Origin of the sequence: Nocardia mangyaensis, from assembly GCF_001886715.1 — a bacterium.
GTDB lineage: Bacteria > Actinomycetota > Actinomycetes > Mycobacteriales > Mycobacteriaceae > Nocardia > Nocardia mangyaensis.
Genome location: NZ_CP018082.1, coordinates 3274764 through 3285427 on the forward strand (window position 1 = coordinate 3274764; position 10664 = coordinate 3285427).

The following is a 10664-nucleotide window of genomic DNA, read 5'->3' on the forward strand; positions in this document are numbered from 1 at the left end:
GGGTTCACGGGGGGCGAGCATGAGTGATGGTCAGAAGCGCTGGTGGCGGCGAAACCCGGACTTCAGCCGCTTCTGGTTCGGGGAGACGGTCTCACTGTTCGGTACGCAGGTCACCAACCTCGCGCTCCCGCTGACCGCGGTCATCATCTTGCAGGCGTCGCCGGAGGAGCTCGGCGTACTGCGCTCGCTGGCGTTTCTGCCGTTTCTGTTCCTGGCCCTACCCTTCGGGGTACTGGCGGACCGACGGGCCAAGCGCCCGCTGATGATCATCTCGAATCTGTTGCGGGCGGGGCTGGTCGGCTTGGTACCCCTGCTGGCGGCGCTGGACTCCCTGACGATGGTGGGGCTGGCGGTCATCGTGGCGGCCATCGGTGTCTGCACGGTGCTGTTCGAAGTGTGCTGGCTGTCCTACGTGCCGGTGATCGTCGGCAAGGATGACCTCGTCGCGGCCAACGGGCGGGTGAGCGCGAGTGCTTCGGCCGCGGAGTTCGCCGGTCCCGGGCTGGGCGGGTTGCTCGTGCAGGTGCTCACCGCGCCGTTCGCCCTGGCCGTCAATGCCGGATCGTATCTGGCCTCGGTGCTGTCGTTGTGGACGATCAAGGCGCGTGAGGAGATTCGTCCATCCGGCGAGCGGCACCTCGGCAGGGAGATCAAGGAGGGGATCATGTTCATCGTTGGGCAGCCCTACCTGCGGATTCTCGCTGTGGCGGGAGCCAGCTTCAACTTCTGCTACATGTTCGTCGAGGCGCTGTTCGTGGTCTACGCGGTACGCGAACTGCAATTCGACCCGGGCCTGATCGGTCTCGTCGTCGCGCTCAGCGCCATCGGTGGCGTACTCGGTGCGGCGTATGCCGCGCGGATCGTGAGCCGCCATCACTTCGGGAAGGTCTACGCCACAGCGGTTGTCGTCGGCTACACCGGGCCGTTGCTGATCCCGCTCGCCACCGGCCCCACCGTGCTGGCCGTGATCGGCGTGACGACCGGCTTCTTCCTGATGCGCGCCGGCCTGGCCTTGTCCAACGTGGCCGGAACGAGCTTGCGCCAAGCGGTGACCCCGCCGGAACTGATGGGCCGGATGACGGCCGGTATGCGGACGTTGATGTGGGGCATCGGAACCACCGGGGCGATCGTCGGGGGTGTGGTCGGCGGCCAGCTCGGCTTGCGTACCGGGCTGTGGATCGCGGCGATCGGGTTCCTCGTCGCCGCACTGCCGATCCTGCTGTCGCGCATCCCTCGGCTACGCGAAATCCCCTCGATGGACGCCGTGCGTACCGTCTAACGCACGGCGGCGCCGACGGTTCGGGTACCGAGGCGGCCCCGGCCACTTGTCATCGAACCGGGCAGTCTCGGTGTACCGCTGGGGGAGCAGGCTAGTGGGGGCGGCGGCCGTAGAACGCGGTTCGGACGGTGAGCAGTGCCAGATCGGGCCGGTGGCCGAGCCACTGCGCGTCGGCCGGGTCGAGCAAAGTTTTCCAGGCGGCGGCGTCGCGGTCGTCGAGGAAGGGACCGGCTCGGCGGACCCGCGCGGCCAACTCGTCCAGAACAACGCCCCGGACCCGCTCGTCGAGCGGTGCGGGATAGTCGATGAGAGTGCTCAATCGGGTGACGCCCTCCAGGCCGGCGGCGCCGAGGATCTCGCCCCAATCGCCGGTGTGGCGCCGCACGCCGGCACGTCCGGCGAACCATTGCGTGGACCAGCGGTTGTGCGCGGCGTCCAGCCGAGTCTCCAGACCCGGTGTGCCCACGCCGCAATCCCACGGAATCGACCTGCTGGGCAAGCCCCCTTCGGCGATGCACAGCGAACCGCCGGGACGCAGCAGCGAGGTCAACGCGCGCACCGCCGCGCCCCAATCGCGCGTGTGATGCACGCAAGCCGACGACCACACGGCGTCGACCGCGTCGTGTATCGGTGGCGGGCCGCTCTCCAGATCGTGCAGTATCGGGCGTACCCGGTCGGTGAGGCCGGCCTTGCCGACCGCGTTCATCGTGGCTTCGAGCATGGCCGGATCGACGTCCACGATGTGCACCCGGCCTCGTTCACCGACAGCTTCTGCCAGCGCCAGCGTGGCCGATCCCGCTCCGGGGCCGACATCGACGACGGTATCGCCCGCGCGCACCTGCAGCGGCGCGAGCAGGCGCGAGGTGGCGTGCCCGAATACCGCCTCGGCCGCTGCCGGGTTCGTGGTCGACGTACCGGTCCCCGGTATCGGCGTCTCCTGACGTTCGGTGATGGTCATGGGTCACGATGTTAATGAAGATCATTTTCATCTAGAGCATGGGGGTCGATGATGGTCGATCCCCGCAGTCGATCATGGTAGCCACCTATTTGCCAATCGGCTTCGGTGCGCGGCGCCATCGACCGCGTGTCCTTCGCGATCGTTGTCTCGGTGGTGCCGCGCGGTTGGCGGCGCCGCGCGGATGGTCGTGGCCTCGGTGGAATCGCTGATTCACCGTGATGACTTCGCCCTCGCCGATGGATCCCGCGTAGCTCGAGGGCGAGCTGGCGATCATGCTCGGGGGCCTGCGCGCCAGGGGCGAAGCGAGCATGTCGGTCGGTCAGCCATCTGGTATCCACCTCGCGGTGACAGGATCTCGCGTTCGATGTCGAAGACCGACCCTGCCTCCTCCCCTCGATCTCGGAAGGCCTACGGCGGCAGTCGCCGCGACGTTCTCCTCGCGGTACTCGGTGCCGGCAAGTGCTGCCTCAGCGCGGGTGAGATCTATTACGAGGCTTCCCATTTCGGAACCCGTGGTATCGGTTACGCGACGGTCTATCGGATCTTGGGGCAGCTGATCAGCGAGGGCCGGGTCGTGACCCTGCGCGGCCAGGCGGGTGCGCGCCTGTTCCGCATCGCGTCGGATCCGGACGACCGGCACAGCCTGTGGTGTACGGAATGTGGCCGCGCACAACCGATCTCGGCCGTGGGTATTGTGGCCGAGATGGAGTGGTTCGCCCAGGAGTGCGGGTTCACCGACCTGGTGCACCACCTCAGCGTCCAGGGCCGCTGTCGAGACCGCGCGTCCTGATCACCTGCGCTGCTGGGCGGGTCGGGTGGCGCTGGCGCCCACGGTCTGCCGTGGCGCGCAGCGGCGGACGACGCTCGGGTGAACACTCGTCGAACCCGGCCGCTGCCGGATGAGTCACGGTCTTCGAGGGCACGGGCCGACTTTCGAACGCGAACGAACACGATAATGAACATCATTGTGGCAATGCTCCAGTCAGGGGCTACGCATCACGGGGTGTGCAAGCGAGCACGATCGGCCGGGCTGCCGTGCTGCGCACAGCCGCGCAAGCGCTGGCTCGCAGTCCAGTGAAAGACGCGCGGCTAGTCGTCGGGGGAGGCGCGGCGGTTGCGTTTGGTGACACCGCGCCGCTTCTTCGCGGCGATGCGACGTTCCTTCGCTCCGCGCGAGGGCTTGGTGGCGCGGCGTGCGGGTGGCGGGGCGGCAGCGGCGTCACGCAGTAGCGAAGCCAGGCGCTCGCGGGCGGCCGCGCGGTTCTGCAGTTGTGCGCGTTGCTCCGACGCGGCGACCGTGAGCACCCCGTTGACCAGGCGGGCGGCCAGGCGGTCGAGCATCCGGGTGCGCAGTGACTCCGGCACCGAGGGCGAATGGGCGAGGTCGAACGACAGCTCCACCCGGCTGTCGGTGGTGTTGACGTGCTGGCCTCCCGGACCGGATGACCGTGAGAACCGCTCGCGCAACTCGGACCCGGGGATCACCAGCGCCCGAGTCACGATCAGGTCCTCTGCCATGATCCGACGCCGTTCCGTGCGATTCGGGAGTCGACTCGACCAGGCTGATCTGGTCGCGACCGGACGGTAAACCCTATCGTTTGTCGTCTCTGGTGGTCTGCGCGGTGGGCAGGTCGCGTGTGCGGCAGGTCCCCTCCTCCACCGATTCCCGCGGCTGGGCGAACCGGTTGGCGAGTTCGGCCGAGATCTCGTAGTGGCGCAGGAGGAACGCGCGTTCGTCGAGCTTCTTGCGCCGCAGCCAGCCTGTCACCTCGGCGTTGCACTTGCTGGAGTTGCACGACCCGCACGCGGGCACGACGTTGCCGAGCGTGTAGCGGCCGCCGCGCGAGATGGCCTGCACGCAGTCCTTCTGCAGTGAGGTCACCGAGGAGCCACAGTAGGCACACCCTCCCCAGGCCGTCCCGAGCGCGTCCCACTGCGCGTCGGTGAGGTCGTGAGTGACGCGCGCCATCCGCTTCCTCCGCTTGCGCGCGGCGCGAATCCGTTTGCTACCGCCAGTTGGCACGGGGGTGAGAATACGCGTCGCGATGGTCGACAGGTCGCAGGCGGGGCGCGGTGTTCCGGTCGAACGCCCGCGCGTGTATCGGCGGTGAGACAGGTCACAACTTGGGTGTCGGCCGATCGCTGAGGGCGTTCGCAACGAACCTGCCGGGAGCCCCTAGATTGATCGAGTAGGTGATCCATGACACTCACAGTGGGAATATCAGCGGAGCTCGGTGTCATCCGCGGGGTGCTGCTCTCCACCGAGCCGCCGGCACAGCCCGCGGTGCTGCGGTCGGTCGAGCAGCGAGTCGATGACGGTGGGTCGATCGTCGGCGCACTGAATGCTCTCGCGGAGACGGAGCCGCGCATAGCGGATGTCGCAGTGGCCTATCACTCGGCGCAGGACCGGAAGGCGATCGTCTCGGAGTTGGCGTCCGGAGAGTGGCGGACATCGTCGATGGTTTCGACCGGGTCGGCGATGTCCGCGCTGGTCGGTGGCACGCCAGAGCTGGACGAGTTCAGGACCGTGGTGTTGCTGAACGTGGTCGACCGCACCTCGACCGCGGTAGTGGTCGGGGCGGAGCGCGGGCAGATCTTGGCGTCGGAGTCCTGGGCCACCCGGTGGGGTGTCGGCACCGCCGACGAGGCGTCCACGGAGGTGTTCGATGCGGACCCGATGAGTGAGACGATCGGTCGAGTGCGGTCGATGCTGGCCTCGGTTCCGACGCATCCCAGCGTGGTTGCCCTCTGTGGCTCGCGGGCGGCCGAGCCCGAGATCGCGACCGTCTTGCAGGACGAACTCGGCGCGCCGGTTGTCCTCCTGCCGGATTTCGCCGACGCGACGGCGCGGGGAGCGGCGCTCGTGGCCGCCGGTCAGGTGCGAAACCGGTCCGCCGCCCCACCGGCAGTGCCCCGGCGTCCCGGTCGGCTACCGCTGGTCGCGGCGGTCGCCGCGGCGCTGCTGGTCGCGTCCGGATTCGCGGTGACAGAAGTACTGGACGACAGCTCACCAGCGGTGAAGGCGGGTTTGCCCAGTGCGGCCAGCCCTTCGCCGCCGTCGGTTTCCGCGACAGCGGTCGAGGCCACGACCGAAGCGCAGGTTCCGCGTCGGCCGGCGGCCGCGGTGCCACCGTCGACTCTCGTTCCGAACCCGGCACCGGACGCCGGGCGGACGCCGGTTGTCGACCCCGTTCCTGTCGTGCCCGCGGCTCCCGCTCCGCAGTGGAATCCGGAGTTCCCGGACCGGGCCCCCGCCACCGCGGCGAACCCGAGCACCCCAGCCCCCTCGGCGAGCCCACCGAACACGGCGACGCCGAGCGAGACACCGACACCGACCAGGGTCGGCGAGCCCGATCCGAACGGGCTGTTTCCCGGTGAATCCCCGCCCCCGCCCGCGGGCGCGGATCCCGCCTCCGAACGTGCCTGGTGGGACAACCACTGGAACCTGAAACAGCGGTGGTTGCACGGCAACTGAGGTCAGTGGGCGCGGGAGAGAATCGCGACCAAGAAGTCCGCCTCGTCGGTGAACGGGCGCAGGTCCCAGGTCGACAGGAGGAGATCTGGTGTGAGACCGGCTGATTCGGCGTCGGTGAGGAAATCGGGGAAGTCGTAGCCGCGGTTCGCGCCGAAGCCGATCACGGCGCGGCCGGTCGGGGCGAGGTGGTTGGCGAATCCGGACAGGACCGCGGTGCGGGTGGACGGTGCCAGGAAGGTCATCACGTTGCCCGCGCAGACGATGGCGTCGAAGTCGGTGGCGAGGTCGAGTTCGGCGAGGTCGCCGACGAGCCAGGTGGGGCCGGGATGATCGATGATGGCCGCTTCCACGAGGACCGGGTCGACGTCGACGCCGACCACAGTGTGCCCGGCGGTGTGCAGGTAGCCGCCGATCCGGCCGGGTCCGCAGCCCGCGTCGAGCACGCGGCTTCCGCGTCCGAGCATGGCGTCGATCAGCCGGGCTTCGCCCACGATGTCCTCGCCCTGCGCGGCGAGCTTCCGGAACCGCTCCACGTACCAGGTCGAATGCGTGGGGTCCGCCGCAATGCGTTCCTCCCACGCACTCGGCGTGCGCTCGTTCGCCACGTCCATGACCACCTTCCACTCGACCAGCCCCGTGCTCCACCCTAGGCCGCCGACTGGACCGTTGATCACCGCGCTCTGGTGGCGGCATCGGTGAGAGCGGCCGCCACCGGAGCGTGGTGTGGGTCAGGCGGCGCGCATGGCGCGGTAGACGGCGGCGCCGGTGAAGGCGCCGAGTTCGTCGGGGGTCCAGGCGGCGTCGTCGGCGAGCAGGGTGCGGACGGCGCCTTCGCCTGCCGAGACCCAGAGTTCGACGAGGGCGGGGAGTTTGCGTTCGGCGTCGGTGACGCCCCAGGCCTCGAGCGTGGGCAGGAGCAGTTCGGTGCAGCGGGCGACGGCGAGACGTCGGCCGCGGCCGAAGGAGGCGGCGACGGCGGGGTCGGGATTGCCGTAGAGCAGCCGCCACGCGGCGGGGCGGCTGGCCGCTTTGTGCAGCAGGGCGCGAAAGCCGGCGACGAAGACGGTTTCGTCGGCGTCGGTTTGTCGGGGCGGCAGGATGTCGAGGACGCCGGAGATCAGGAAGTTCTCCTCGCGCTCGATCAACGCGTCGATGAGTTGGACGCGGTCGGGGAAGCAGGAGTAGACGACCGGTCGGGTGACCCGCATGTGCTCGGCGATCGCGCCCATGGTCACCGCGGCGATGCCGTCGCGAGCGGCGATCTCGAGCGCCGCGTCGAGCACTTGGGGGCGTCGTCGCTCGGGGCCGAGGTGCGCTGCCCGTTCGCGCCGCTGAACGGACGTCTCACTAGCCATGGGTCCACGATAGCAACAGGTGACCTGTTCCTACACCGTTGTAGAAAAATGCTACATTCGTGAATGAAGCGTCCGACGAGGCTGGACGCCCGTGTGAGGAGCGACGATGCCCCAGGCCCTGCTCAACCCGAAGAACTGCGACTTCGCCCAGTTCGACCCCGAGACCCGAAGGATGCTGCGCGCGGTGGTCGACTGGTTCGAGGCCAGGGGCAAGACCCAGCTGGTCCATGACGACCACGAGCGGGTCTGGCTCTCGGACTTCCTGGACTTCGTGAAACGGGAGCGGCTGTTCGCCACCTTCCTCACTCCCGCCGCCGAGGCCGACGGTGATCCGAACAAGCGCTGGGACACCGGCCGCAACGCCACCCTCAGCCAGATCCTCGGCTTCTACGGGATGTCGTATTGGTATGTCTGGCAGGTCACCATCCTCGGGCTCGGCCCGATCTGGCAGAGCAGCAACAGCGCCGCCAAGAAGAAGGCGGCCGCGCAGCTCGATTCCGGCGAGATCTTCGCCTTCGGGCTCTCGGAGAAGGAGCACGGCGCCGACGTCTACTCCACCGACATGATCGTCGACCCGCAGCCCGACGGCGGGTACACCGCGACCGGCGGCAAGCACTACATCGGCAACGGCAATCTGGCCTCGATGGTTTCGGTGTTCGGGCGCCGTTCGGACAAGCCGATCATCGACAGCGCGAAGGCGTTGACGAACAAGCCGACGCAGGCAGACTACGAGGGGTATCTGTTCTTCGTCGCCGACAGCCAGCACGAGGCGTACAAGCTGCGTCGCAATGTGGTCAACAGCCAGATCTATGTCGCCGCTTTCGACCTCGAGAACTACCCGGTGGCCGAGGAAGACATCCTGCATCAAGGCGAGGACGCCTTCCACGCCGCGATGAACACGGTCAATGTCGGCAAGTTCAACCTCGGTTTCGGTGCGATCGGTGCCTGCGAGCACGCCTACTACGAGGCGATCAATCACGCCGAGAACCGGATTCTTTTCGGGCACCGGGTCACCGAGTTCCCGCAGGTGCGTTCGCTGATCACCGATTCCTACGCCCGGATCGTCGCGATGAAGCTCTACAGCGAGCGCGCGATCGACTACATGCGTTCGGCCGCGCCGGAGGATCGCCGCTACCTGCTGTTCAACGCGATCGAGAAGATGTCGGTGACCCGGCAGGGGCAGCGGGTCATCGAGGATCTCGCCGACGTGATCGCCGCGCGCGGCTTCGAGAACGACATGTACTTCCCGATCGCGATGACGGCCATGTTCGGCCTGCCGCGGCTCGAGGGCACCGTCCACGTGAACATGGCGCTGTCACTGAAGTTCATGGCCAACTACATGTTCCATCCGGCCGACGCGGGACTGGCCGCCCTGCAGTCGATTCCCGGCGCCGCGGTGGCCCCTGCGGGAGCCACGAAGGCCCTCGCCGGCGCGCTGAGCTGGTCGAGTCGCCGGATCGCGCCGCGCCTCGGTGCGGTCGTGAAGCCGCTCGGCGCCGAGTTCGCCAGTGCCACTTATGCTCCCGTGCCCACGCGCCGCGACCCCGCAGACGACGAGTTCCTGTTCCGGCAGGGGCCGAGCAGTGGTCTGGGGCGGATCCGCTTCGAGGATTGGCGACCGGTGTTCGGGGAGTTCGCCGATGTCCCGAACGTGGCGGTGTTCCTGGAGCAGGTGCGCGCGCTGCAGGCACTGCTGGCGGCCGCGGCGCCGACCACCGCGCAGCAGGCCGATGTCGACTTCCTCTTCGCGCTCGGTGAGCTGTTCACCGCGGTGCCCTACGCGCAGCTGATCCTGGAACAGGCGCGGATCGAGGGCACCGACAAGGCCGTGCTCGACCAGATCTTCGACGGTTTCGTGCGCGCGTTCTCGGCGAACGCGCTGACCCTGCACAACAAACCGACCGCCACACCCGCCCAGCAGCGCCGGGCCCTGGACCTGGTCCGCCGTCCGGTCTTCGACCGGTCGCGGTTCGAGCGCGTGCTCGCCGAGGCCAGGTCGCTGGCCGGTGTCTACGAGATGAACGCCTGAACGCGGGGGAGCAGCGTGATGCGCGCGTTGTCGGCGGGGCTCAGCCCGGTGTGATAGCGGCGCGGCGGTTCGACCGGCCCGGGCACCGTCGCGATGCGGCGGTGCTCGAGCACGGTACGGAACAGGATGCGGGCCTCGGCCAGGGCGAACTGGGCGCCGAGGCAGCGGTGAGCGCCCGCGCCGAAAGTGAGCCAGGAATGCGCGCTCGGCCGGTTGTCGAGAAAGCGTTCCGGGCGAAAGGTCAGCGGGTCCGCGTAGTGCCGTTCGGATTCGTGGATGAGCAGGATCGGCACGATGACGATGGCACCCTGGGGAATCGCCACACCGTTGATCACGGTGTCGCGCAGGGCCCGGCGTCCGGTGAACGGTGAGACCGGGCGCAGGCGCATGACCTCGGCGACCACCGCGTCGAGGTAGGCGTCGAGGCGGTCGGTGTCGCCGGTGTCGACCGCGGCGTCCACCTCGGCCATGGCCTCGGGATGACCGGCGAGCATGGCGGCGATCCAGCCGAGGGTGATCGCGGTGGTCTCGTAGGCGCCGAGCAGGATGCCGCGCATGTTGCGAGCCAGGGCGGCGTCGTCGTGTTGGTCGAGGTCGGTGCCGACATAGCGTGAGAGCACGTCGCGGTGGCCGCTCACCGGCGCCGCGGCCGGAGCGGGCCCGGCGCGCCGGGCGGTGATCTCCTCGATGATGACGGCGTCGACCTCGTCCTGGCGGCGCCGCAGCGGCGGATACGGCAGGGTGGCACCGCCGATCAGCGGGGTGATCAGGGTGACGGCCAGGAAGCCGCGGCTCTCGATCTCGCCGAACCAGGCGCTGATCGCCGACTTCAGCCGATCGCGGCGCTCGGGCGCGACATCGCCGAACACGGTGCCCAGCAGCACGCCGATGGCCAGGTCGTAGCCGACTTTCAGGAATTCGAACGGTTCGCCGACCGGCCAGGTGGGCAATTCGCGTTCGACCACCTCGACCATCAGTTGCTCGTAGGACCGCAGCGCCGCGGCCTGGAACGGCGGCGCGAACAGCTTGCGCTCGCGGCGATGCTCGGCACCGTCGAGGAAGATCATCGTCTGCTTGCCGAACATCACGTCGTGGCTGGAGAAGCGGCTGAGCACCTGCCCGATCGAGAAGTCGTCGTTGTTGGCGAACAGCGCCCGCACATCGCCCATGTCGTGAGTGACCAGCATGGTCGGAAACCCCGGCGGCCTGACCACGAACCGTTCGCCGAGCGCGAGCAGCGGGGAGGTGTGCGTGCCTGGTCGCAGCAGTCCGCCCAGCTGGGCGAGGTCGCGGGTGCGGAGGCGGGGCAGTTCGCGCAGCGATATCGGGGTCTGTGACACCCCGCCATCCTCACCGTTGGAACCACGACATGCAATCGTGCAATTACGGCCATAGCAACGAGAGTCGAAATTCAGAAGCCCCCGATTACCGGGGCGAACCATAAAGGAGTCTATTTCGAAGGTTCGGTCACCGTCGTCACCCGACCGCTAGGGTGGGCGCAGTCAGCGGGTTCCACGGTCAGAGGAAGCAGTTCGTGCTCAACACTTTCGTCGAGACATTGTTCGCCC

General features: G+C 68.4%; 9 protein-coding genes and 1 pseudogene. 4 read left to right on the forward strand and 6 right to left on the reverse strand.

From position 1 onward, the window contains the following. The first annotated feature begins 19 nt into the window (after positions 1-19). Complete coding sequence (locus BOX37_RS14735; protein WP_071928146.1) at positions 20-1279, forward strand: MFS transporter; 1260 nt, start codon at positions 20-22, stop codon at positions 1277-1279. A gap of 91 nt (positions 1280-1370) precedes the next feature. Here the strand turns inward: BOX37_RS14735 and BOX37_RS14740 are convergent, their stop codons facing one another. Next, a complete protein-coding gene (locus tag BOX37_RS14740; protein WP_071928147.1) occupies positions 1371-2237 on the reverse strand; it encodes a class I SAM-dependent methyltransferase in 867 nt (288 codons plus the stop codon). A gap of 364 nt (positions 2238-2601) precedes the next feature. Here BOX37_RS14740 and BOX37_RS14745 point away from each other — a divergent pair, with 364 nt between their 5' ends. Beyond that, positions 2602-3027, forward strand: coding sequence for a Fur family transcriptional regulator (locus tag BOX37_RS14745; RefSeq protein WP_071928148.1), 426 nt, complete (start codon positions 2602-2604; stop codon positions 3025-3027). A 299-nt stretch (positions 3028-3326) separates the two neighbouring features. Here the strand turns inward: BOX37_RS14745 and arfB are convergent, their stop codons facing one another. Both arfB and BOX37_RS14755 read right to left on the reverse strand, forming a co-directional pair. Continuing rightward, a complete protein-coding gene (gene arfB, locus BOX37_RS14750) occupies positions 3327-3755 on the reverse strand; it encodes an alternative ribosome rescue aminoacyl-tRNA hydrolase ArfB (RefSeq protein ID WP_071928149.1) in 429 nt (142 codons plus the stop codon). Positions 3756-3924: 169 nt separating this feature from the next. Beyond that, positions 3925-4206: pseudogene (locus BOX37_RS14755) on the reverse strand (HNH endonuclease); the annotation flags it as partial. 231 nt (positions 4207-4437) lie between these two features. Between BOX37_RS14755 and BOX37_RS14760 the strand changes: the two are divergent. Continuing rightward, positions 4438-5712, forward strand: a complete 1275-nt coding sequence (locus BOX37_RS14760; RefSeq protein ID WP_071928150.1) for a hypothetical protein — start codon at positions 4438-4440, stop codon at positions 5710-5712. Positions 5713-5714: 2 nt separating this feature from the next. On the opposite strand, the gene BOX37_RS14765 is transcribed toward BOX37_RS14760, so the two are convergent. After that, positions 5715-6323, reverse strand: a complete 609-nt coding sequence (locus tag BOX37_RS14765; protein ID WP_071931511.1) for a class I SAM-dependent methyltransferase — start codon at positions 6321-6323, stop codon at positions 5715-5717. A 117-nt stretch (positions 6324-6440) separates the two neighbouring features. Then, positions 6441-7067, reverse strand: a complete 627-nt coding sequence (locus BOX37_RS14770; protein ID WP_071928151.1) for a TetR/AcrR family transcriptional regulator — start codon at positions 7065-7067, stop codon at positions 6441-6443. Between the two features lie 106 nt (positions 7068-7173). Here BOX37_RS14770 and BOX37_RS14775 point away from each other — a divergent pair, with 106 nt between their 5' ends. After that, positions 7174-9096 (forward strand): acyl-CoA dehydrogenase family protein, encoded by a 1923-nt coding sequence (locus tag BOX37_RS14775; protein ID WP_071928152.1) that lies wholly within the window; start codon positions 7174-7176, stop codon positions 9094-9096. Here BOX37_RS14775 and BOX37_RS14780 read toward each other — a convergent pair. Beyond that, positions 9078-10436 (reverse strand): cytochrome P450, encoded by a 1359-nt coding sequence (locus tag BOX37_RS14780; RefSeq protein ID WP_071928153.1) that lies wholly within the window; start codon positions 10434-10436, stop codon positions 9078-9080. The two genes, BOX37_RS14775 and BOX37_RS14780, sit on opposite strands and share 19 nt — an antisense overlap. Positions 10437-10664 lie beyond the last annotated feature (228 nt).

What these genes read in the sequence shown, in the direction of transcription:
- BOX37_RS14735 (WP_071928146.1), top strand. Translation starts at nt 20, where the DNA reads ATGAGTGATGGTCAGAAGCGCTGGTGGCGGCGAAACCCGGACTTCAGC.
- BOX37_RS14740 (WP_071928147.1), bottom strand. Translation starts at nt 2,237, where the DNA reads ATGACCATCACCGAACGTCAGGAGACGCCGATACCGGGGACCGGTACG.
- BOX37_RS14745 (WP_071928148.1), top strand. Translation starts at nt 2,602, where the DNA reads ATGTCGAAGACCGACCCTGCCTCCTCCCCTCGATCTCGGAAGGCCTAC.
- arfB (WP_071928149.1), bottom strand. Translation starts at nt 3,755, where the DNA reads ATGGCAGAGGACCTGATCGTGACTCGGGCGCTGGTGATCCCCGGGTCC.
- BOX37_RS14760 (WP_071928150.1), top strand. Translation starts at nt 4,438, where the DNA reads ATGACACTCACAGTGGGAATATCAGCGGAGCTCGGTGTCATCCGCGGG.
- BOX37_RS14765 (WP_071931511.1), bottom strand. Translation starts at nt 6,323, where the DNA reads ATGGACGTGGCGAACGAGCGCACGCCGAGTGCGTGGGAGGAACGCATT.
- BOX37_RS14770 (WP_071928151.1), bottom strand. Translation starts at nt 7,067, where the DNA reads ATGGCTAGTGAGACGTCCGTTCAGCGGCGCGAACGGGCAGCGCACCTC.
- BOX37_RS14775 (WP_071928152.1), top strand. Translation starts at nt 7,174, where the DNA reads ATGCCCCAGGCCCTGCTCAACCCGAAGAACTGCGACTTCGCCCAGTTC.